At 64.1% G+C, this 21,098-nt stretch carries 30 protein-coding genes and 1 tRNA gene; 26 read left to right on the top strand and 5 right to left on the bottom strand.

The window, feature by feature from the left end; translation table 11 throughout:
- From AC07O3_RS06330 to AC07O3_RS06300, 7 genes are all read left to right on the top strand, one after another.
- Nucleotides 1-1,320, top strand: a complete 1,320-nt coding sequence (locus tag AC07O3_RS06330) for a glycosyltransferase (protein ID WP_495338855.1) — start codon at nt 1-3, stop codon at nt 1,318-1,320.
- Nucleotides 1,321-1,350: 30 nt separating this feature from the next.
- Nucleotides 1,351-1,572: an MbtH family protein gene (locus AC07O3_RS06325; protein WP_495338854.1), complete on the top strand. Its 222-nt coding sequence runs from the start codon at nt 1,351-1,353 to the stop codon at nt 1,570-1,572.
- A gap of 172 nt (nt 1,573-1,744) precedes the next feature.
- Nucleotides 1,745-2,992: an acyltransferase family protein gene (locus AC07O3_RS06320; protein ID WP_495338853.1), complete on the top strand. Its 1,248-nt coding sequence runs from the start codon at nt 1,745-1,747 to the stop codon at nt 2,990-2,992.
- A gap of 74 nt (nt 2,993-3,066) precedes the next feature.
- Nucleotides 3,067-4,032 (top strand): LysR substrate-binding domain-containing protein, encoded by a 966-nt coding sequence (locus tag AC07O3_RS06315; protein ID WP_093059408.1) that lies wholly within the window; start codon nt 3,067-3,069, stop codon nt 4,030-4,032.
- 93 nt (nt 4,033-4,125) lie between these two features.
- Nucleotides 4,126-4,701, top strand: a complete 576-nt coding sequence (locus AC07O3_RS06310) for a Dps family protein (protein WP_093059406.1) — start codon at nt 4,126-4,128, stop codon at nt 4,699-4,701.
- Nucleotides 4,691-5,590, top strand: a complete 900-nt coding sequence (gene ubiA / locus AC07O3_RS06305) for a 4-hydroxybenzoate octaprenyltransferase (RefSeq protein ID WP_495338852.1) — start codon at nt 4,691-4,693, stop codon at nt 5,588-5,590. The genes AC07O3_RS06310 and ubiA overlap by 11 nt, the downstream gene beginning before the upstream one ends.
- Before the next feature lie 8 nt (nt 5,591-5,598).
- Entirely contained in the window at nt 5,599-6,069 is a 471-nt protein-coding gene (locus AC07O3_RS06300) for a MaoC/PaaZ C-terminal domain-containing protein (RefSeq protein WP_426390725.1), read from the top strand.
- Nucleotides 6,070-6,071: 2 nt separating this feature from the next.
- On the opposite strand, the gene proC is transcribed toward AC07O3_RS06300, so the two are convergent.
- Nucleotides 6,072-6,929, bottom strand: a complete 858-nt coding sequence (gene proC / locus AC07O3_RS06295) for a pyrroline-5-carboxylate reductase (RefSeq protein WP_354336713.1) — start codon at nt 6,927-6,929, stop codon at nt 6,072-6,074.
- Nucleotides 6,926-8,062: an esterase-like activity of phytase family protein gene (locus tag AC07O3_RS06290; RefSeq protein ID WP_495338851.1), complete on the bottom strand. Its 1,137-nt coding sequence runs from the start codon at nt 8,060-8,062 to the stop codon at nt 6,926-6,928. The genes proC and AC07O3_RS06290 overlap by 4 nt, the downstream gene beginning before the upstream one ends.
- Before the next feature lie 251 nt (nt 8,063-8,313).
- Between AC07O3_RS06290 and rplN the strand changes: the two genes are divergently transcribed.
- From rplN to AC07O3_RS06200, 18 genes are all read left to right on the top strand, one after another.
- Nucleotides 8,314-8,682, top strand: coding sequence for a 50S ribosomal protein L14 (gene rplN / locus AC07O3_RS06285; protein ID WP_009124801.1), 369 nt, complete (start codon nt 8,314-8,316; stop codon nt 8,680-8,682).
- Between the two features lie 13 nt (nt 8,683-8,695).
- Nucleotides 8,696-9,028: a 50S ribosomal protein L24 gene (rplX, locus tag AC07O3_RS06280; protein ID WP_093059397.1), complete on the top strand. Its 333-nt coding sequence runs from the start codon at nt 8,696-8,698 to the stop codon at nt 9,026-9,028.
- 11 nt (nt 9,029-9,039) lie between these two features.
- On the top strand, nt 9,040-9,579 hold the full coding sequence (rplE, locus tag AC07O3_RS06275) for a 50S ribosomal protein L5 (RefSeq protein ID WP_013544114.1): 540 nt from the start codon (nt 9,040-9,042) through the stop codon (nt 9,577-9,579).
- An 8-nt stretch (nt 9,580-9,587) separates the two neighbouring features.
- Nucleotides 9,588-9,893 carry a 30S ribosomal protein S14 gene (rpsN, locus tag AC07O3_RS06270; protein WP_042577476.1) on the top strand — a complete coding sequence of 102 codons (306 nt, stop codon included), beginning with the start codon at nt 9,588-9,590 and terminating at the stop codon, nt 9,891-9,893.
- Between the two features lie 20 nt (nt 9,894-9,913).
- Nucleotides 9,914-10,309, top strand: a complete 396-nt coding sequence (gene rpsH / locus AC07O3_RS06265) for a 30S ribosomal protein S8 (protein ID WP_093059395.1) — start codon at nt 9,914-9,916, stop codon at nt 10,307-10,309.
- Nucleotides 10,310-10,333: 24 nt separating this feature from the next.
- The gene (gene rplF, locus AC07O3_RS06260) at nt 10,334-10,867 is read left to right on the top strand and encodes a 50S ribosomal protein L6 (protein ID WP_093059393.1); all 534 of its coding nucleotides are present in this window, start codon (nt 10,334-10,336) and stop codon (nt 10,865-10,867) included.
- A gap of 14 nt (nt 10,868-10,881) precedes the next feature.
- The gene (gene rplR, locus AC07O3_RS06255) at nt 10,882-11,247 is read left to right on the top strand and encodes a 50S ribosomal protein L18 (protein ID WP_042672913.1); all 366 of its coding nucleotides are present in this window, start codon (nt 10,882-10,884) and stop codon (nt 11,245-11,247) included.
- A gap of 18 nt (nt 11,248-11,265) precedes the next feature.
- Entirely contained in the window at nt 11,266-11,784 is a 519-nt protein-coding gene (rpsE, locus tag AC07O3_RS06250; RefSeq protein WP_093059391.1) for a 30S ribosomal protein S5, read from the top strand.
- Nucleotides 11,785-11,808: 24 nt separating this feature from the next.
- Nucleotides 11,809-11,994, top strand: coding sequence for a 50S ribosomal protein L30 (gene rpmD / locus AC07O3_RS06245; RefSeq protein ID WP_009124818.1), 186 nt, complete (start codon nt 11,809-11,811; stop codon nt 11,992-11,994).
- A gap of 11 nt (nt 11,995-12,005) precedes the next feature.
- The gene (rplO, locus tag AC07O3_RS06240; protein ID WP_093059389.1) at nt 12,006-12,437 is read left to right on the top strand and encodes a 50S ribosomal protein L15; all 432 of its coding nucleotides are present in this window, start codon (nt 12,006-12,008) and stop codon (nt 12,435-12,437) included.
- A gap of 27 nt (nt 12,438-12,464) precedes the next feature.
- Nucleotides 12,465-13,778 carry a preprotein translocase subunit SecY gene (gene secY, locus AC07O3_RS06235; protein WP_093059387.1) on the top strand — a complete coding sequence of 438 codons (1,314 nt, stop codon included), beginning with the start codon at nt 12,465-12,467 and terminating at the stop codon, nt 13,776-13,778.
- Between the two features lie 64 nt (nt 13,779-13,842).
- Nucleotides 13,843-13,956, top strand: a complete 114-nt coding sequence (gene rpmJ, locus AC07O3_RS06230; RefSeq protein ID WP_013544106.1) for a 50S ribosomal protein L36 — start codon at nt 13,843-13,845, stop codon at nt 13,954-13,956.
- Nucleotides 13,957-13,979: 23 nt separating this feature from the next.
- Entirely contained in the window at nt 13,980-14,345 is a 366-nt protein-coding gene (rpsM, locus tag AC07O3_RS06225) for a 30S ribosomal protein S13 (protein ID WP_013544105.1), read from the top strand.
- A 12-nt stretch (nt 14,346-14,357) separates the two neighbouring features.
- Complete coding sequence (gene rpsK, locus AC07O3_RS06220) at nt 14,358-14,762, top strand: 30S ribosomal protein S11 (protein WP_009124825.1); 405 nt, start codon at nt 14,358-14,360, stop codon at nt 14,760-14,762.
- A gap of 131 nt (nt 14,763-14,893) precedes the next feature.
- The gene (gene rpsD / locus AC07O3_RS06215; RefSeq protein WP_009124826.1) at nt 14,894-15,517 is read left to right on the top strand and encodes a 30S ribosomal protein S4; all 624 of its coding nucleotides are present in this window, start codon (nt 14,894-14,896) and stop codon (nt 15,515-15,517) included.
- Between the two features lie 142 nt (nt 15,518-15,659).
- Nucleotides 15,660-16,649 (top strand): DNA-directed RNA polymerase subunit alpha, encoded by a 990-nt coding sequence (locus AC07O3_RS06210; protein ID WP_093059385.1) that lies wholly within the window; start codon nt 15,660-15,662, stop codon nt 16,647-16,649.
- 93 nt (nt 16,650-16,742) lie between these two features.
- The gene (gene rplQ, locus AC07O3_RS06205; protein WP_093059382.1) at nt 16,743-17,141 is read left to right on the top strand and encodes a 50S ribosomal protein L17; all 399 of its coding nucleotides are present in this window, start codon (nt 16,743-16,745) and stop codon (nt 17,139-17,141) included.
- An 18-nt stretch (nt 17,142-17,159) separates the two neighbouring features.
- Nucleotides 17,160-17,236, top strand: a tRNA-Met gene (locus AC07O3_RS06200).
- Nucleotides 17,237-17,349: 113 nt separating this feature from the next.
- Here AC07O3_RS06200 and AC07O3_RS06195 read toward each other — a convergent pair.
- A complete protein-coding gene (locus tag AC07O3_RS06195) occupies nt 17,350-18,000 on the bottom strand; it encodes an HD domain-containing protein (protein ID WP_495338850.1) in 651 nt (216 codons plus the stop codon).
- 109 nt (nt 18,001-18,109) lie between these two features.
- On the opposite strand from AC07O3_RS06195, the gene AC07O3_RS06190 reads away from it, so the two are divergent.
- Entirely contained in the window at nt 18,110-19,093 is a 984-nt protein-coding gene (locus AC07O3_RS06190; RefSeq protein ID WP_426390722.1) for a GlxA family transcriptional regulator, read from the top strand.
- Here AC07O3_RS06190 and AC07O3_RS06185 read toward each other — a convergent pair.
- Nucleotides 19,080-19,478, bottom strand: coding sequence for a RidA family protein (locus AC07O3_RS06185; RefSeq protein ID WP_093059376.1), 399 nt, complete (start codon nt 19,476-19,478; stop codon nt 19,080-19,082). The genes AC07O3_RS06190 and AC07O3_RS06185 overlap by 14 nt on opposite strands.
- A complete protein-coding gene (locus tag AC07O3_RS06180) occupies nt 19,475-21,097 on the bottom strand; it encodes an AMP-binding protein (protein WP_495338849.1) in 1,623 nt (540 codons plus the stop codon). The genes AC07O3_RS06185 and AC07O3_RS06180 overlap by 4 nt, the downstream gene beginning before the upstream one ends.
- Nucleotide 21,098 lies beyond the last annotated feature (1 nt).

Here is a 21,098-nt window from a genome sequence, read left to right as displayed (position 1 = left end):
ATGGCACGCTATCTCATCGCGGCAACCGCATTGCCGGGACACGTGTTGCCGATGCTGGCCATCGCCCAGCATCTGGTGAACCTCGGGCACGAGGTGCGGGTGCACACCGCGAGCCGGTTCCGGGCGCAGGCCGAGGCCACCGGCGCGAGCTTCACCGCCTTCGACGCCGCGATCGACTTCGACTACCGCGAACTCGACCAGCGCTTTCCGCAGCGCCAGCGCCTGCCGTCTGCGCACGCGCAGCTGTGCTTCGGCCTGAAGCACTTCTTTGCCGACGCCATGGCCGCGCAACGGGCCGGCCTGGGCGCGATCCTGCAAGACTTCGAGGCCGACGCCATCGTGGTCGACACGATGTTCTGCGGCACCTTCCCGCTGCTGCTGGGGCCGCGCGAGCATCGCCCGGCGATCGTTGCCATCGGCATCTCGGCGCTGCCGCTGTCCAGCTGCGACACGGCCTTCTTCGGCACCGCGCTGCCGCCGTCATCCACGCCGGAAGGGCGCGTGCGCAACCGGGCGATGAACGCCAACCTCAAGCAGGCGATGTTCGGCGAGGTGCAGCGCTACTTCGATGCGTTGCTGACGTGCGCGGGCCTGCCCGCGCTGCCGGACTTCTTCATCGACGCCATGGTCAAGCTGCCGGACCTGTATCTGCAGCTGACGGCGGCGTCCTTCGAATACCCGCGCAGCGACCTGCCCGCCTCGGTGCGTTTTGTCGGCCCGCTGCTCGCGCCCGCCAGCCGCGACTTCACGCCGCCCGACTGGTGGCACGAGCTGGACGACGGCCGCTCGGTCGTGCTGGTCACGCAAGGCACGCTGGCCAACCAGAACCCGGCGCAGCTGATCGGCCCGACATTGCAGGCGCTGGCCGGGGTGAAGGACATCCAGGTCATCGCCACCACCGGCGGCCCGCCGCCGGCCGCGCTGAACATGGCGGTTCCGGCCAACGCCCGCGTGCTGCCGTTCCTGCCCTACGACCGGCTGCTGCCCAAGGTGCATGCGATGGTGACCAACGGCGGCTACGGCTCGGTCAACCATGCGCTGAGCCTCGGCGTGCCGCTGGTCGTGGCCGGCGCCACCGAGGAAAAGCCCGAGATCGCCGCGCGCGTGGCGTGGTCGGGCGCGGGCATCAACCTCGGCAACGGCCAGCCGAGCGCACGCCAGATCGGCGACGCCGTGCGCAGGCTGTTGAGCGAACCCAGCTACCGCCAGCGTGCGGGCGTGCTGCGCGAGGACTTCGCGCGCCATCACGCATTGACCGAAATCACCACGGCCCTCGTGGCGCTGCGCGAGGCAGCGCCCGAGTCCGTGGAAATGGCTTGAACGCCTGAACCCCATTCAAGGAAACCGACCATGAGCAACCCGTTTGACGACAAGAACGCCACCTTCCTGGTGCTGGTGAATGAAGAAGGCCAGCACTCGCTGTGGCCGAGCTTCATCGAGGTGCCCGCCGGCTGGCAGGTCGCGCTGGCCGCGACCGACAGGGCGGCCTGCAGCGCCTTCATCGAGGCGAACTGGACCGACATGCGGCCGCGATCCCTTGCGGCCATGGACCACGATGCCGCCAGGGCATGAGGGTGTTTGCCCTGCATCGGCGCGGCGCTGCCTGGGCGTATGCGTCGCGGTTCCGGTCGCCTGCTGCCGATGACTTGAACAAGGAACGCACCGAGCCGGCGGGGGGAGGGGCCAGCGTTCTTGTGAAGGCGCCTGGAGCAAGAAGGCAACAACAGGGCAGGCCGCGCCAGCGATGAGCGTCTTGTCCGTCTGGCCGTATTTCGTGCTCGTGCTGGTCGTGCTCGGTGCGCTGGCGCTGCCGGTTTTCCGCGCGGCCGACGAACCGCCGCAGCGCGACCAGCGCACCGCGACGCTCGACGGGCTGCGCGGCTTTCTCGCGCTGAGCGTGTTCGTGCACCACCTGACGGTGACCCACGGCTACATCGAGCGCGGCGAATGGACGTTTCCACACTCGGGCTTCCACACCCTGCTCGGGCAGGTCGGCGTAACGGTCTTCTTCATGATCACTGGCTTCCTGTTCTGGGGGAAATTGCTCGACGCCAAGGGCAGGCCGGACTGGACGAGCCTCTACATCGGGCGGCTCTGGCGCATCGGTCCGATGTACCTGGTGGCGGTGGGCCTGATGTTTCTCATCGTCGCCTGGAGAACCGGGTTCGAGCTCAAGGAGCCGGGCTGGTCCGTGCTGGGCGAGATGCTGCAGTGGCTGGCCCTTGGCATCGTGCCGATGCAGCCCGACATCAACGGCTATGACGGGACAAGGTTCATCCTCGCGGGCGTGACCTGGACGGTTTTCGTGGAATGGCTGTTCTACGGATCGCTCCGGCTGATGGCGCCCCTCGCGCGCGGTGGGCGGACGCCGCGCTTCGTCGCCGGGGCCTTGCTGCTGTGCCTGCTGGTGCTGACGTTCTCCGCGCTTTCGCCGGACGGCTCGCTTTGGCACCCGACGCTTTTGCTTGTGATCGGCGCCCTGGCGTGGGTGCTGGCGTCGTTCCTCATGGGCATGCTGTCGGCTTGGCTCGTCCGGCGCGATGGCGCGAGCATGGCGAGGCTGCGACTGCCGGAATGGGCGGCTTCGCTGCTCGCGCTGGTCTGCCTCGGTGCCGTGTTCCTCTGGTTCGAGCACATGGTTGGCCCCATTCAGGCATTGCTGCTCTGGGTCTTCTTCCACCTGGTCTGCCGCGGCAGCACGCTGTTCGGCCTGCTGGCCACGCGCGCGGCCCGGCGCATGAGCACGGTGAGCTACAGCATCTATCTGCTGCAGGGGCTCGTTCTGACCGTGGTCTTCGCGGCACGGCCGGTGCGCGATTTCGCGATGACCGGCGTACTGCAGTACTGGCTGGTGGGCATCCTCTGCGCGCTGCTGCTCGTGGCGGCCTCGGTCGTCAGCTACCGCCTGGTCGAGAAGCCGGGTATCGCTCAAGGCAAGCGTGCGCGATCGGGCCTGCGCCGGCTGCCCGCCGCACAGGGCGCCCGGCCCTGAGGGGGGCGGATCTGCGCTCTCCAAGACCCCAGGCCTGCCGGGTCACACACCCTTGCGCATAATTGACGCAAGCTATGACTCTCACCGAACTCAAATACATCGTCGCAGTAGCCCGCGAACGGCACTTCGGCAAGGCGGCCGAGGCCTGCTACGTTTCACAGCCGACCCTCTCGGTCGCGATCAAGAAGCTCGAGGACGAGCTCGAAGTCAAGCTCTTCGAGCGCAGCGCCGGCGAAGTGACCGTCACGCCGCTGGGCGAGCAGATCGTGCAGCAGGCGCAGAGCGTGCTCGACCAGGCGGCCAGCATCAAGGAAATCGCCAAGCGCGGCAAGGACCCGCTGGCAGGTCCGCTGAACCTGGGCGTGATCTACACCATCGGGCCGTACCTGCTGCCCGACCTCGTGCGCCAGGTGATCGCGCGCACGCCGCAGATGCCGCTGGTGCTGCAGGAGAACTTCACCGCCAAGCTGCTCGAGATGCTGCGCGCCGGCGAGATCGACTGCGCCATCATGGCCGAGCCCTTTCCCGACACCGGCCTCGCGATGGCGCCGCTGTACGACGAGCCCTTCATGGCGGCGCTGCCCAACAAGCACAAGTTTGCCGATCGCGAATCGATCACCTCCGAAGAGCTGCAGAGCGAAACCATGCTGCTGCTGGGCACCGGCCACTGCTTCCGTGACCACGTGCTGGAGGTGTGCCCGGAGTTCGCGCGCTTCTCCAGCAATGCCGAAGGCATCCGCAAGAGCTTCGAAGGCTCTTCGCTCGAAACCATCAAGCACATGGTGGCCTCGGGCATGGGCGTGACGCTCGTGCCGCGCCTGTCGGTGCCGGCCGAGGCGATCAAGCCCAAGGTCAAGGGCCGCAAGGAGCCCGAGCAGATGGTGCGCTATCTGCCGGTGCGCGATGCGCACGACCGCGACCCGCCCACGCGCCGCGTGGTGCTCGCATGGCGGCGCACCTTCACGCGCTATGAGGCGATTGCGGCGCTGCGCAACGCGATCTATGCGTGCGAGCTGCCGGGCGTCAAGCGCCTGTCGTAGATCGCTGGGATAGAGTCACGCTGTTGCGAAGCCGCGTGCCGGCTTTCAGAATTCAGGTGTTCTCCCCTCCAAATTGAAGAAAGACCTCCCGCCATGGCCAAAGACTCGAAAAAATCATCGTCCGCCTCCTCCGCCGGCAAGGTGCCCAAGAAGGGCGGTGCGGTGGTTGCGCAGGAGTCGGGCAGCCGCAATGCGCCGATCATCAACATCGGCATCGAGCGCCAGGACCGCGCCGCCATCGCCGAAGGCCTGAGCCGCGTGCTGGCCGACACCTACACGCTCTACCTCACCACGCACAACTTCCACTGGAACGTGACGGGCCCGCACTTCAATTCGCTGCATGCGATGTTCATGGGCCAGTACACCGAGCTTTGGGGCGCAACCGACGTGCTGGCCGAGCGCATTCGCGCCCTGGGCCACTACGCGCCGGGCTCGTATGCCGAGTTCAGCAAGATCGCCACCGTGCCCGACGTGCCGCAGACCCCGCCCAAGGCGATGGAGATGGTGCGCATTCTGGTGAAGGGCCACGAAACCGTGTCGCGCATTGCGCGCGAATTCATTCCTGTCGCCGAAGAAGCCGGCGACGACCCGACGGCCGACATGCTGACCGCGCGCTGCACGGTGCACGATCAAACGGCCTGGATGCTGCGTTCGCTCCTTGAAGACTGAGTCCGCTCCCCCCGTCACTGCGCCCGCGCCTCCCCGCGGGCGTTTTGCGTTGTACCTCGACCTGATCCGCTGGAACCGTCCCGCGGGTTGGCTGCTGTTGCTGTGGCCCACTCTCGGCGCGCTCTGGTTCGCGTCGGGCGGCTGGCCCGGCTGGCACCTGCTGGTCGTGTTCACGCTCGGCACCTTCCTCATGCGCAGCGCGGGCTGCTGTGTCAACGACGTGGCCGACCGCGACTTCGACCGCCATGTGAAGCGCACGGCGCAGCGGCCCGTTACCAGCGGCGCGATGTCGGTCAAGGAAGCGCTTGGGCTGGGCATGGTGCTGGCGCTGGCGGCCTTCGGCCTGGTGCTCACGACCAACCGCACGACAGTGCTGTGGTCGTTCGCGGCGCTGGCCATCACGCTGATCTATCCGTTTGCGAAGCGCTTTGTCTCGGTGCCGCAGGCGGTGCTGGGCATCGCCTTCAGCTTCGGCATTCCGATGGCCTTTGCGGCGGTGCAGTCGACCGTGCCGGTCTTTGCCGCATGGCTGCTCGCGGGCAACCTGTTCTGGGTGCTGGCCTACGACACCGAGTACGCGATGGTCGACCGCGACGACGATCTCAAGATCGGCATGAAGACCTCGGCCATCACCTTCGGCCGCTTCGACGTGGCGGCAGTGATGGCGAGCTACGCGATCTTCCTTGCGGTCTGGACCTGGGCCGGCGCGAGCCGTTCGCTGGGCGTGTTGTTCTACGTGGGCATTGCCGTGGCCGTGGCGCAGGCGCTGTGGCACTGGCGGCTGATTCGCGACCGCACGCGCGAAGGCTGCTTCAAGGCCTTTCGCCTGAACCACTGGCTGGGCTTCACGGTGTTTGCCGGCGTCGTGGCCGGCTACGCCGTTCGCTGAGAGCGCGCATGCTGGAGCGACTGAAGCAGAAGATCGGCCAGGAGGGCTTCTCTGAATGGCACCGCATCACGCAGGAGATGGTCGATCGCTATTCGGAGCTGTCGGGCGACGGCGAAGGCGAGTGGATTCACCTCGACCCCGAGCGTGCGGCGCGTGAGGCGGACTACGGCGGCACCATCGTGCAGGGCTTCTTCCAGGTCTCGCACCTCATCCGGCTGACCGGCGAAGCCATGCGCACGCTGCTGCCCTTCGATTCGAACCATGCGCTCAACTACGGCTTCGACCGCCTGCGCTTCGTGCGGCCGATGCCGGTGGGCGCGCGCTTCAGGGCACGGCTGCGCATCGCGGAAGTGACGCCCAAGCCCGGCGACAGCTTTCTGCTGAAGGAAGAAGTCTGGCTGGAGCTGGAGGACGGCACCGTCACGCTGGCCGCCGAATGGCTGTTCTTCCTCGGGCCGCGCGCGCTGCCCGAAGCCTGAAATCAGTCGCGGCCGAATTCTTCGCCCAGTTCGGCGGCGCGCTTCTGTGCCGCGCGGATCGCGGTCTTGAACTGTGCCTTCACGTCGGCCTGTTGAAGCGAGGTGATGGCCGCGTAGGTCGTGCCGCCCTTGGAGGTCACGCGCTCGCGCAGCACCGAGGGAGGCTCGGTCGCGCTGTGCGCCAGCGCCGAGGCGCCGGTGAAGGTGCCGATGGCCAGCCGCTGGGCTTGGTCGGGCGTGAGGCCCATCTCGACGCCGGCTTCGGTCATCGCCTCGATGAAATAGAACACGTACGCCGGGCCCGAGCCGGACATGGCGGTCACGGCGTCGAGCGCCGGTTCGGCGTCGACCCAGATCAGTTCGCCGGTGGGCGCCAGCAACTTCGCGACCGTCGAGCGGTCGGTGTTCTCGACGCCTGGCCGGGCGAACAGGCCGGTCATGCCCTTACCCACCAGCGCGGGCGTATTGGGCATGGCGCGCACCACGCGTTCCGTGCCCAGCCAGCGGGCGATGCTGCCGGACGGAATGCCCGCGGCCACGCTCAGGTGCAGGGCGTCTTCGGCAAAGTCGCGCACCGCGCGGGCGGCTTCGGCAAAGGTCTGGGGTTTGACCGCCCACACCACCACGCCGCAGCGCGACAGGGCCTCGCCCGCCTCGGCCTTCGCGACGATGCCGAAGGACTGGGCCAGCTTCGTGCGGGCCTCCTCGAAGGGCTCGACCACCTCGAACGCATCCGCCGGGGTGCCTTGCTGGATCAGCCCGCCGATGATGGCGCTGGCCATGTTGCCGCCTCCGATGAAGGCGACGGGGGGCAGCGGCGCGGGGCCGGTGCGGGGCAGGAAGGTCACGGCGATGGTCATGGTCGGTCGGCGTATTCGAAGGCTGCGAACTGGGTGATTTGAAGCGGATTGAAATTGTCGTCGCTCACGACCACCAGCATGCGCTTGCCGTTGGGCAGGGGCGGCCCCCAGCACATGCCTTCGGTGTTGTCGAGGCGGGACAGGCCGAGCGCGGCGAAGTCGGCCACCAGAGTCTTGGCGGCTGGCCGGTGGTTACCCGGCGCCAGCGTGTCGACCGCGAGCACGTCGCTGGCAGCGCGGGTGTCGATTTCGTAGAGGCGCAGCGAATTGCCGGCGCCGGTGGCGTAGGCGCGCTCCAGCACCAGCATGCGGTCGGCGTCGAGCATCAGGATCTCGCTCACGCCGTTGTCGGCGTAGCTGCCGGGAAGCAGCGGGCGCAGCGGGATGGCGTCGGGTATGTAGGCGATCTGGCGGTCGGCCTGGCCGGTTTCCAGGTCGATCCGGGTCAAGCGGCAGGGGCCGCCGGGCGCGCCGGTGGTGGGCTTGGGGCCGTCCTGGATCAGTGCGTTTTCCATCGCCAGCCAGGCGAAACGGCCGTCGGGCGTGAGGGTGACGCCTTCGAAGGTCAGGTTGTCGCGCGGGCCGCGGCGCAGGGCCGGGTCGGGCTGGAACATCGCCGGCATCGGGAATTCGCGCAGAAAGCGGCCGTCGCGGGCCGATTCGTACAGCGCGGGGCCGAAACCACGGGCGATATCGCCCTCGCTGGTCCAGAGCAGGGTGTTGGTCGCCGGGCGCAGCCGCAGGGCTTCGGGGTCGGGCACGGGAAGTCCGTCGACCGCGTGGCGACGATCCGGCCAGGGTCCGCCGCCGGGGCGTTGCAGCTGCACAACGCCCGTCGGTTCGGGCTGTTGTGCGGCCTGTGGGTAGGGCCAGCGGGCGATGTAGTAGCGCACGGGTGCTTGGTCTGACCGGTCATCGCTGATGAGTAGGTACTCACCTCGGATCGGGTCGTAGTCGATGCCGGAGAGGCCGCCGGCCACGGTGCCTTCTATATGAAGGCGGTGCGGCCAGCGCGCCTCGCCAATGCGGCGTAGCCGGCCAGGGTCCGGATTCGGAGTCGCGCTCTTGCAGCCGGCCAGGCCCAGCGCCACCAGGCTAGCCCCGCTCGCCAGCAGGTGACGACGCTGGAGCAATGAGGGCGAAAGGGAGGATTTCAGGGGCTGGCGCACGCCCCGGAGTCTAGTGGCAGCGCGAGATGGTGTAATGGGGTTGTTGACATCGGCATTAGTGCGTGCAACAATCGCGGGCTTCGCTTCTAAAAGGCGAAGCTTTCAGCCCAAAGCGGAAGTGTCTCGAGTGGTTCGAGGCATGGACGACGGGCCCAAGACTGACCGCGGTGCCTCCCTCCTGGATGCACATCGGTACAAGTTGGGAATATCAAGAAATGATCCAAACTGAATCCCGGCTCGAAGTGGCCGACAACACAGGCGCGAAATCCGTCCTGTGTATCAAGGTGCTCGGTGGCTCCAAGCGGCGTTATGCCAGCGTGGGCGACGTCATCAAGGTCAGCATCAAGGAAGCCGCTCCGCGTGGTCGCGTCAAGAAGGGCGAGATCTACAGTGCAGTGGTGGTCCGCACCGCCAAGGGCATCCGTCGCGCAGACGGCTCGCTCGTTAAGTTCGACGGCAACGCAGCAGTGTTGCTCAACGCCAAGCTGGAGCCCATCGGCACCCGCATCTTCGGACCGGTCACGCGCGAACTGCGCACCGAGAAGTTCATGAAGATCGTGTCGCTGGCACCTGAAGTTCTGTAAGGACAACAACGCCATGAACAAGATTCGCAAAGGCGACCAGGTCATCGTGTTGGCCGGTCGTGACAAGGGCAAGCGAGGCACCGTGTCGCTCCGCAAGGACGATTCGCACGTGCTCGTCGAAGGCATCAACGTCGTCAAGAAGCACACCAAGCCGAACCCGCTCAAGGGTACGACCGGTGGCATCGTCGAAAAGTCCATGCCCATTCACCAATCCAACGTGGCGATCTTCAATGCCGCGACCGGCAAGGCCGATCGCGTGGGCATCAAGATCACCCAGGGTGCTGACGGCAAGCGCGTGGCTGTTCGCGTCTTCAAGTCCAGCGGCGACGAAATCAAGATCGCCTAAGAGGTACTCACATGGCACGTCTCCAACAACACTATCGCGAAAAGATCGCGAAAGACCTGACGGAAAAGTTCGGCTACAAGTCGCCGATGCAGGTTCCGCGCCTCACCAAGATCACCCTGAACATGGGCGTGGGTGAAGCAGTCGCCGACAAGAAGGTTCTCGACAACGCTGTCGCCGACCTGACCAAGATCGCTGGCCAGAAGCCCGTGGTTACCAAGTCGAAGAAGGCTATCGCCGGTTTCAAGATCCGCGAAAACCAGCCGATCGGCTGCATGGTCACGCTGCGTGGCGTGCAGATGTATGAGTTCCTGGATCGTTTCGTGACCATCGCGCTGCCGCGTGTTCGCGACTTCCGCGGCATCTCCGGCCGTGCGTTCGACGGCCGTGGCAACTACAACATCGGCGTCAAGGAACAGATCATTTTCCCCGAGATCGAGTACGACAAGGTCGATGCCCTGCGCGGTCTCAATATCAGCATCACGACGACGGCCAAGACCGACGAAGAAGCCAAGGCGCTTCTCGCTGGTTTCCGTTTCCCGTTCAAGAACTGAGGTGATCTGTGGCTAAAGCATCTTTGATCCAGCGCGAACTCAAGCGCGACAAGCTGGTTGCCAAGTTCGCTGCGAAGCACGCGGAACTGAAGGCAATCTCCAACGACGTGAAGAAGAGCGACGAAGAGCGCGCTGCAGCCCGCCTGGGCCTGCAAAAGCTCCCGCGCAACGCGAACCCCACGCGTCAGCGCAACCGTTGCGAAATCACCGGTCGCCCGCGTGGCACCTTCCGTCAATTCGGTCTGGCCCGCGCCAAGATCCGCGAACTGGCTTTCAATGGCGACATCCCCGGTGTCACCAAGGCCAGCTGGTAAGCCAGGCAGGAGCAAACAACATGAGCATGAGTGATCCCATTGCCGACCTGCTGACGCGTATCCGTAACGCGCAGATGGTGGCGAAGCCCACCGTGTCGGTCCCGTCTTCCAAGGTGAAGATCGCGATCGCACAAGTCCTGAAGGACGAGGGCTACATCGACGGCTTCCAGGTCAAGACCGAAGCCGGCAAGAGCGAGCTTGAAATTTCGCTGAAGTACTACGCTGGCCGTCCGGTCATCGAGCGCATCGAGCGCGTGAGCCGCCCTGGCCTGCGCGTCTACAAGGCGAGTGCTTCCATTCCGCAGGTTCAGAATGGCCTCGGCGTTGCGATCGTCACGACCCCCAAGGGCGTGATGACCGACCGCAAGGCTCGCGCCACCGGTGTCGGCGGCGAAGTTCTGTGCTACGTCGCCTAACCGAGACATCGAGGAGTTACTGAAATGTCCCGAGTAGGAAAAATGCCGATCACCATCCCCGCAGGCGTGGATGTGTCGATCAAGGAAGACCAGATCAGCGTCAAGGGCACGGGCGGCACGCTCAGCCTGTCGCGCAATGCACTGGTGAAAATCGTCAGCAATGACGGCAAGCTGAGCTTCGAGCCCGCAAACGAGTCGCGTGAAGCGAACGCGATGAGCGGCACGATTCGCCAGCTGGTGAACAACATGGTCGTCGGCGTCACGAAGGGCTTCGAGAAGAAGCTCAGCCTGATCGGCGTCGGCTACAAGGCTGCAGCGTCCAACAACAAGTTGAACCTGCAAGTCGGTTACTCGCACCCGGTCAACATCGACATGCCGCAAGGCATCACGGTGGCCACCGCGACCCCGACCGAAATCGTGATCAAGGGTGCTGACCGTCAGCGCGTTGGTCAAATCGCCGCTGAGATCCGCGCTGTTCGTCCGCCAGAGCCCTACAAGGGCAAGGGCATCCGCTATGCGGACGAGAAGATCGTGATCAAAGAGACCAAGAAGAAGTAAGGGGCAGCAAAATGATGTTGACCAAAAAAGCACAGCGTCTTCGCCGCTCGCGCCAGACCCGCATTCGCATTGCGACGCAGGGCGTGGCCCGTCTGACGGTGAACCGCACCAACCTGCACATCTACGCGACCGTCATCTCCGACGACGGCACCAAGGTGATTGCAACCGCATCGACGGCAGAAGCCGAAGTGCGTACCTCGCTCGGCGGTTCGGGCAAGGGCGGCAACGCCGCTGCAGCCACCGCCGTCGGCAAGCGCATCGCTGAAAAGGCGAAGGCTGCCGGCGTCGAGAAGGTCGCCTTCGATCGCGCAGGTTTCGCATACCACGGCCGCGTCAAGGCGCTGGCCGAGGCCGCCCGCGAAGCCGGCCTGCAGTTCTAACCGGACACGAGATTCAAAATGGCAAAGATTCAGGCAAGAACGCAGAACGAAGGCCCCGAGGACGGTTTGCGCGAGAAGATGATCGCGATCAACCGTGTCACCAAGGTGGTGAAGGGTGGTCGTATCCTCGGTTTCGCAGCACTCACCGTGGTCGGTGATGGCGATGGTCGCGTCGGCATGGGCAAGGGCAAGTCGAAGGAAGTGCCCGCTGCAGTGCAGAAGGCCATGGAAGAAGCGCGTCGCAACCTGCTGAAGGTTTCGATCAAGAACGGCACGCTGCACCACCAGGTGCAAGGCCACCATGGCGCTGCGACGGTCGTGATGTATCCGGCTCCCAAGGGTACCGGCATCATCGCCGGCGGCCCGATGCGCGCCGTGTTCGAAGTGATGGGCATCACCGACATCGTGGCCAAGAGCCATGGTTCGTCGAACCCCTACAACATGGTTCGCGCCACGCTCGACGGGTTGAAGAACTCGACGACGGCGGGCCAGGTGGCTGCCAAGCGCGGCCTCACCGTCGAAGAAATCTTCGCTTAAGCGCAAGCCGAAAGAAGCATTCAAATGACGACGCAACAACAAACCCTCAAGGTCCAATTGGTCAAGAGCCCGATCGGTACCAAGGAATCGCATCGCGCGACCGTGCGTGGCCTCGGCCTGCGCAAGCTCAACAGCGTGAGCGAGCTGCAAGACACCCCTGCGGTGCGCGGCATGATCAACAAGATCAGTTATCTGGTCAAAGTTCTGTAAGAGAGACTGATATGGAACTCAATGGCATCAAGCCGGCGGATGGCGCCAAGCACGCCAAGCGCCGCGTCGGCCGCGGTATCGGCTCCGGCATCGGCAAGACCGCAGGTCGCGGTCACAAGGGCCAGAAGTCGCGCGCAGGCGGTTTCCACAAGGTCGGCTTCGAAGGCGGTCAAATGCCGCTGCAGCGCCGGCTGCCGAAGCGTGGCTTCAAGTCGCATCTGCTGAAGTTCAACGCCGAAGTCACGCTGACTGCCCTCGAGCAGCTCGGCCTGGCCGAAGTGGACGTCCTGGCGCTGAAGCAAGCCGGCCTCGTTGGCCAGCTCGCCAAGGTCGTCAAGATCGTCAAGACCGGTGAGCTCACCAAGGCCGTCAAGCTGACGGGCGTGGGCGCAACGGCTGGCGCCAAGGCTGCGATCGAAGCGGCCGGCGGCAGCATCGCCTGATCACCATCGGACTGAAAGAAGTTCTTCGTGGCAACTAACGCGGCAACGATCGCAAAAACAGGCAAGTTCGGCGACCTCCGCCGTCGGCTCGTCTTTTTGCTGCTCGCGCTCGTGGTCTACCGGATTGGCGCGCACATTCCTGTGCCGGGTATCAACCCGGACCAGCTGGCGGCGCTGTTCCAGGGCCAGCAGGGCGGCATTCTGAGCCTGTTCAACATGTTCTCGGGCGGGGCGCTGTCGCGCTTCACCGTGTTCGCGTTGGGGATCATGCCGTACATCTCGGCGTCGATCATCATGCAGCTGATGACCTACGTGCTTCCGACCTTCGAGCAATTGAAGAAGGAAGGCGAGGCCGGCCGCCGCAAGATCACGCAGTACACGCGCTACGGTGCGCTGGGCCTGGCTCTGTTCCAGTCGTTCAGCATCGCGGTGGCTCTCGAGTCGTCGGCCGGTCTGGTCATCTCGCCTGGTTTCGGCTTCCGCCTGACCGCCATGGTGAGCTTGACGGCAGGTTCGATGTTCCTGATGTGGCTCGGCGAGCAGATCACCGAACGCGGCCTGGGCAACGGCATCTCGATCCTGATCTTTGCAGGTATCGCGGCCGGTCTGCCCAACGCCATCGGCGGCCTGCTGGAGCTGGTGCGTACCGGTGCCATGAATGTCATCGTCGCGCTCTTCATCGTCGCGGTGGTGGTGCTGGTCACCTACTTCGTGGTGTTCGTCGAACGCGGTCAGCGCAAGATCCTCGTGAACTATGCGCGGCGCCAGGTCGGTAACAAGGTCTATGGCGGCCAGTCGTCGCACCTGCCCTTGAAGCTGAACATGGCCGGTGTGATCCCGCCGATCTTCGCTTCGTCGATCATCCTGCTGCCCGCAACGGTGGTTGGCTGGTTCAGCACCGGTGAAGGCGGCTTCCGCTGGATCAAGGATGTTGCCGGCGCTCTGCGTCCGGGCGAGCCGATCTACGTGCTGCTGTACGCTGCTGCGATCGTTTTCTTCTGCTTCTTCTACACGGCACTCGTGTTCAACAGCAAGGAAACGGCCGACAACCTGAAGAAGAGTGGTGCATTCATTCCTGGCATTCGCCCGGGTGACCAGACCGCTCGCTACATCGACAAGATTCTGGTTCGCCTGACGTTGGCTGGCGCGGTGTACATCACCTTCGTCTGCCTGCTGCCCGAGTTCCTGATCCTGAAGTACAACGTGCCGTTCTACTTCGGTGGTACCTCCCTGCTGATCATCGTGGTCGTCACGATGGACTTCATGGCCCAGGTGCAAAACTACATGATGTCCCAGCAGTACGAATCGCTGCTGAAGAAGGCGAACTTCAAGACATCGTAGGGCTGTGTTTCAGTATTGAGTCCGGGCGGTAGACCGCCACGTTAAACAGTTTTAGGAGAATGAAATGAGAGTTTCGGCTTCGGTCAAAACCATCTGCCGTAATTGCAAGGTCATCCGCCGTAAAGGTGTGGTGCGTGTGATTTGCACCGACCCGCGCCACAAGCAGCGCCAGGGTTGATTGAAGAGTATTAGAGGACGCACATGGCACGTATTGCTGGCATCAACATTCCGCCGCACAAGCACGCTGAAATCGGCCTGACCGCCATCTTCGGCATCGGTCGCACCCGCGCCCGTCAGATCTGCGAAGCGAGCGGCATCGAATATTCGAAGAAGATCAAGGATCTGACCGACGCCGATCTCGAAAAGATCCGCGACCAGATCGCTCTGTTCACCATCGAAGGCGATCTGCGTCGCGAGACGACGATGAACATCAAGCGTTTGATGGACATCGGCTGCTATCGCGGCTTCCGTCACCGTCGCGGCCTGCCGATGCGCGGCCAGCGCACGCGCACCAACGCTCGCACCCGCAAGGGTCCGCGCAAGGCTGCGCAGTCCCTGAAGAAATAAGGATAGAACAGCATGGCTAAAGCACCTGCAAACAACGCCGCACAGCGCGTTCGCAAGAAGGTTCGCAAGAACGTCGCGGACGGTATCGCTCACGTGCACGCTTCGTTCAACAACACCATCATCACGATCACCGATCGCCAGGGCAACGCCCTGTCGTGGGCTTCGTCGGGTGGCCAGGGCTTCAAGGGCTCGCGCAAGTCGACGCCGTTCGCTGCGCAGGTGGCTTCCGAAGTGGCCGGCCGTGCTGCTGTCGAACAAGGTATCAAGAACCTCGACGTCGAGATCAAGGGCCCTGGCCCCGGTCGCGAATCGTCGGTGCGCGCACTGGCTGCGCTCGGCATCCGGATCAATTCCATTGCCGACGTGACGCCCGTTCCGCACAACGGCTGCCGTCCCCAGAAGCGTCGCCGCATCTGATCGTCAGTCCGCAAGGCGCAGCCAGCTTTGAATAGCGGCTGCGCATTTGTTTTTTAACTAAGCCCACCGCCATCCGCGTTTCGCCGATGGCTCCCGCAGGCAACTGCGGCAGATGACACAAAGGAAAAATCGTGGCACGTTACCTCGGCCCCAAGGCCAAACTTTCCCGCCGTGAAGGCACCGACCTGTTCCTGAAGAGCGCCCGCCGTTCGATCCAGGACAAGGCCAAGTTCGACTCCAAGCCCGGCCAGCACGGTCGTACCTCGGGTCAGCGCACTTCCGACTACGGCCTGCAACTGCGTGAAAAGCAGAAGGTCAAGCGCATGTACGGCGTGCTCGAAAAGCAATTCCGCCGCTACTTCGAAGAAGCTGATCGTCGCCGTGGCAACACCGGCGCCAACCTGCTGTTCATCCTCGAATCGCGCCTGGACAACGTCGTCTACCGCATGGGCTTCGGCTCGACCCGCGCCGAAGCGCGCCAGCTCGTGTCGCACAAGGCGATCACGGTGAACGGTCAGTCGGTCAACATCCCGTCGTACCTGGTCAAGACCGGCGACGTGATCGCCGTGCGCGACAAGTCGAAGAAGCAGAACCGCATTGTCGAAGCGCTGCAACTCGCCCAGCAAGTCGGTATTCCGGCTTGGGTCGACGTGAATGCCGACAAGGCCGAAGGCACGTTCAAGAAGGTGCCCGATCGCGACGAATTCGCCGCCGACATCAACGAATCGCTGATCGTCGAACTGTATTCGCGTTGATTTTTTCTACCCGCTTGCGCGTCTTTGCGCTGGCGGGAGATTGATATTGTTGTTCACGTTCCTGCTCCGCGCTTCGTCGCGGATCAGGTGCTTCACCAGCCTTACCGGTGTAACGAGCCGGGGGTATTGAGAGGAAGTCTGCATGCAAACCACCCTGCTGAAACCCAAGACCATCCAGGTCGAGCAACTTGCCCCCAACAAGGCCAAGGTCACGCTCGAACCTTTCGAGCGCGGCTACGGCCACACGCTCGGCAACGCGCTGCGTCGCGTTCTGCTGTCGTCCATGGTCGGCTACTCGGCCACCGAAGTCACGATCGCTGGCGTTCTGCATGAGTACTCGTCGATCGACGGCGTGCAGGAAGATGTCGTCAACATCCTGCTGAATCTCAAGGGCGTGGTGTTCAAGCTCCACAACCGCGACGAAGTCACGCTGAGCCTGCGCAAGGACGGCGAAGGCCCGGTCCTGGCGTCGGACATCCAGACCCCGCACGACGTCGAAATCATCAACCCTGACCACGTGATCGCGCACCTGTCGCAAGGCGGCAAGCTCGACATGCAGATCAAGGTCGAAAAGGGTCGTGGCTACGTGCCCGGCACGATGCGCCGCTACGCCGACGAGCCGACCAAGTCGATTGGCCGTATCGTTCTCGACGCGTCGTTCTCGCCCGTAAAGCGCGTGAGCTATACGGTCGAAAGCGCCCGTGTCGAACAGCGTACCGACCTCGACAAGCTGCTGGTTGAAATCGAAACCAACGGTGCGATCACCGCCGAAGACGCTGTGCGCGCATCGGCTAAAATCCTGGTCGAACAGCTCGCCGTGTTTGCGCAGCTCGAAGGCGGCGAACTCGCTGCATTCGATGCACCGGCACCGCGCAGCGCACAGCAATTCGATCCGATCCTGCTGCGCCCTGTTGACGAGCTCGAGCTCACTGTGCGTTCGGCAAACTGCCTGAAGGCCGAAAACATCTACTACATCGGTGACCTGATTCAGCGCACCGAAAACGAGTTGCTCAAGACCCCGAATCTGGGTCGCAAGTCGCTCAACGAAATCAAGGAAGTCCTCGCTTCGCGCGGCCTGACCTTGGGTATGAAGCTCGAAAGCTGGCCGCCGGCTGGTCTCGACAAGCGTTGATTTGAATTTTTGAAATAGGCTCCCTTAAAAGGGCCAGTGCACCGGGCAGTACCTGATACGGCTGCCTGTTTTTATAAAGTAAAGGAAAGCACCATGCGTCACGGACACGGACTTCGCAAACTCAACCGCACCAGCTCGCACCGCCTTGCGATGCTGCAGAACATGATGAATTCGCTCATCGAGCACGAAGTCATCAAGACCACGGTCCCCAAGGCCAAGGAACTGCGCCGCGTCATCGAACCAATGATCACGCTCGCCAAGAAGCCCACGCTGGCCAATAAGCGCCTGGCTTTCGATCGCCTGCGCAGCCGCGACAGCGTCGTCAAGCTCTTCGGCGAACTCGGCCCGCGTTTCGCCGCGCGTCCGGGCGGCTACACCCGCATCCTGAAGATGGGTTTCCGCGTGGGCGACAACGCTCCGATGGCACTCGTCGAACTGGTCGACCGTCCTGAAATTAAAGAAGAAGCAGCCGAGCAAAACGCTGCTGAATAAGCTATAATTCCATCTTGCCGCGCGATGGAGCAGCCTGGTAGCTCGTTGGGCTCATAACCCAAAGGTCGCAAGTTCAAATCTTGCTCGCGCAACCAATTTAAAAGGCCCTTTGAATTCAAAGGGCCTTTTTTCTCGGCCGGTAAATGAATTGAAAAAGCCCTCGCAAAGAGGGCTTTTTTGTTTCCGGAATTTGCGCGCTCGCTTGGCCTTAACCGTGCCAGGCCGAGCAGCGGATTACGCTGCAGAAGTTGCCCTGGTGGAAGTGCGGCTCCTTGTCCGCGATCACGTCCGCCTTGACGTTCCCGAACGTCGTCTCCGGCTTGTGCCGGATGCCATCGTAGAAGGCCTGGATGATGTCTTCTTTGAAGTGTTCGGTGCGCGGATGCGCATGCACGACCTTCGTGCGCTCGGCCTCGCTGTACTCCTTGTAGGTCAGGCCCAGCACGTCCATCTCGACGCCGGCCGTGACCAGCGCCACCACCGGATGCATGTGCTGCGGGATGCCCGGCGTCGTGTGCAGCGCGATCGAGGTCCACACCAGGTCGATGTCCTGCTTCGAGATTCCATGCCCGCACAGGAAGTCGCGCGCCACGTTCGCGCCGTCGACTTCGAAGCGCTCGTGCGCGCTGCTGTGCTTCTTCACCAGCCCCATGTCGTGGAACATCGCGCCGGCGTACAGCAGCTCCGGGTCGAAGGTCAGCCCGCGGCGCTTGCCGGCGAGCGCTCCGAAGTAGTAGACCCGGCTCGAATGGTGAAAGAGCAGCGGCGGGGCCGTGTCCCGGACCAGTTCCGTGATCTCGTGTGCGAGCTTGCTGTCGGGGATGCGCACCCCTTCGATATCAGTCGTCGTCAAAGTCATTTGGATTTCTCCTGTGAAGTTGAGACAACTTTAGGAGTAGGCTGTGATGGCCTCATTTGACGTAGTGCGGCGAATCCAGACATTGTCCGTCCGAAAGCGCCACAGATCCATGAAAGCTCCGAAGACCGTCGCCATCCTCGCCATGCCCGGCGTCCAGTTGTTGGATGTGTCCGGCCCGCTCGACGTGTTCGCCGAGGCCAACCTGCAAGCTCGTTCGCAGGCCTACAGGCTGCAGGTGATCGCAACCCGGCGAGGGCCAGTTCGCAGTTCCTCGGGTGTGCGGCTCATGCCCGATGCAGTCATCGGCGATGCAATGGACGAACCCATTCACACACTGCTCGTCGCGGGCTCTCCGCACGCGGCCGACGCGGTGTCCGATGCCAACGTGACCACGTGGCTGAGGAAACTCACACCCAAGATGCGCCGTTTCGGCTCGGTCTGCAGTGGCGCCTTCGTGCTGGCCCAGGCCGGGCTCCTGAACGGCCGGCGCGTCACCACGCACTGGGCCGTTGCCGACCAGCTCGCGCAGGAGTTCCCTTCGGTCACCGTCGACGCCGATGCCATCCACGTGCGCGACGGCCGCCTGCGCACCGCCGCAGGTGTCACGGCGGGCCTGGACCTATCGCTCGCACTGGTGGAAGAAGACCTCGGCCGCGACATCGCAATGAAGGTTGCCGCGCAGCTCGTGATGTTCTTCAAGCGCCCTGGCGGCCAGATGCAGTTCAGCCGCAAGGGCGAGGCCGCGCCCACCGGCCGTTCGGCCCTTCAGGAGGTCCAGCGCTGGATCTCGGCCAACCCTGCCGAGGATCACGGCGTTGCGAATCTCGCGGCGCGCATGGGCCTCAGCGAACGTCACTTCGCGCGGCTCTTCAGGCAGGAGGTCGGAGTCACACCCGCGGCGTGGGTGGAAGACGTTCGCGTGGCCGCCGCGCGCCGCCTGCTGGAGGCTGGAGACGCGGCACCCAAGCAGGTGGCATATGAATGCGGATTCGCCGATGCCGATACGCTGCGCCGCGCGTTCCAGCGGCAGGTCGGCATCACGCCCGCGGAGTACCGCAAGCGTTTCGGGGCGGCGTCAATCAGTCTGGAATGACTGCCGTCACCTCGATCTCGACCTTCGCGCGGTGCTCGACCAGTGCCGCCACCTGCACGCAGGTCATGGCCGGGAAGTTGCGGCCCATCGCATCGCGGTAGACGGGGCCGAGCTCGGCGAGCCGGCTGCTGTACTCGTCGCGGTCCGTCACGTACCAGGTCATGCGCACCATGTGTTCAGGGCCCGCACCGCCTGCGCGCAGCACCTCGGCGATATTGCGCAGCGCCAGGCCGCATTGGTCGATGAAGTCGTCCGACTCGAACTGCTGCTGCGCATTCCAGCCGATCTGTCCGCCGACGAACAGCGTCGTGCCGCGCGCGGCAACGCCGTTCGCATAACCTTTGGGAGGCAGCCAGCCTTCGGGCTGCAGGAGTTTGTGGATCATGATGTTGTGTTGAGTTGTCTCAGTTTGAATCGCTGGAGCTTGCCGGTTTCGGTGCGTGGCAGCACCGGCACGAACTCGATTTCCCGCGGGTATTTGAAAGGCGCAATCGTCGCCTTCACGTGGTCCTGCAGCGCTTTCACGAGGGCTGCGTTGCCCTCGTTACCGGGCTTGAGGACACAGAACGCTTTCACGATCATGCCGCGGTCGGCATCGGGCTTGCCGATCACGCCGCACTCGGCCACGGCCGGGTGCTTGAGCAGCGCGTCTTCGACCTCCGGACCGCCGACGTTGTAGCCGGCCGTGATGATCATGTCGTCGGCGCGTGCCTGGTAGAAGAAATAGCCGTCGTCGTCCTGCACGAACGAATCGCCCGGATAGTTCCAGCCGTTCTTCACGTAGTCGGCCTGGCGCGGATCGTCGAGATAGCGGCAGCCCACTGGGCCCTGCAGCGCGAGTTTGCCGACCGTGCCGCGCGGCACCTCGTTGCCTTCGTTGTCCACCACCTTCGCGGTGAAGCCCGGCACTGCCTTGCCGACCGCGCCGCGGCGCACGTCGCCGCCCGCAGCCGAAATGTAGATGTGGAACACCTCGGTGCCGCCGATGCCGTCGAGCATCTCGATGCCGGTGGCGTCCTTCCACAGTTGGCGCGTGGCGTCGGGCAGGGCCTCGCCGGCGCTCACGCTGATGCGCAGGCTGGGCATGCCGTGCTGCTTCACGAACGGCGCCATCTGGCGATAGAACGTGGGCGCCGTGTAGCAGATGGTCGCGCCGACCTCGTTGATGAGCTTCACCAGCCCCTCGGGCGTGAACGGCGCATCGGGAAAGTAGACCGAAGCCCCCGCCCACATCGGGAACACCAGCAGCCCACCGAGGCCGAAGGTGAAGGCCAGCGGCGGAGAGCCCACCACGATGTCGTCGCTGCGCGCGCGCAGCACATGGCGCGGCCAGGTCTCGCACATCGCGAGCACGTCGCGGTGTGTGGTGACGGGCGCCTTCGGCTTGCCCGTGGTGCCCGATGTGAATGCCAGCAGCGCGATGTCGTCCGATGCCGTGGGGCAGGCCTTGAACACACCGCTCTTCTTCTCCGCGCGTGCAGAGAGCGAGTCATCCGCTTCAGGCTTGTTGAATGCAATCACCGTGGCGAGCACCGGATGTGCCTGCTGAGCGATCACGAGTTCGTCGAGCAGGCGCCCATCGCACAGCGCGGCCACGGGTTGCGCCTTCTCGATGATCTCGCCCAGCTCCTTCGCGCGCAGCAGCGGCATCGTTGCCACCGCGATCAGCCCGGCCTTCACCACCGCGAGCCACGACAGCGCCATGGCCACCGAGTTGCCGCCACGCAGCAGCACGCGATTGCCCGGCACGAGTCCGAGGTCTTCCGTCAGCACCTGCGCGATGCGATTGACCTCGACGGCCGCTTGCGCGTACGTCAGCGTGCCCTGCGGCGAACGCAGCATCGGCTTGTCGCCGAGGCCCTTGGCCACCGCTTTGTCGAGCAACTCCTCGACCAGGTTCAGCTGGTCGGGCAACTGCAGCTCGGGCAGTTCGTAGCGAAAGACGGGCAGCTGCGCGGCAGGCGGCAGGCGGTCGTGAACGAAGCGGTCGACTTGGGCAGACACG

This window comes from Variovorax sp. GW821-FHT09D05 (assembly GCF_059416325.1).
This window is presented reverse-complemented; position numbering and strand designations above follow the sequence as displayed.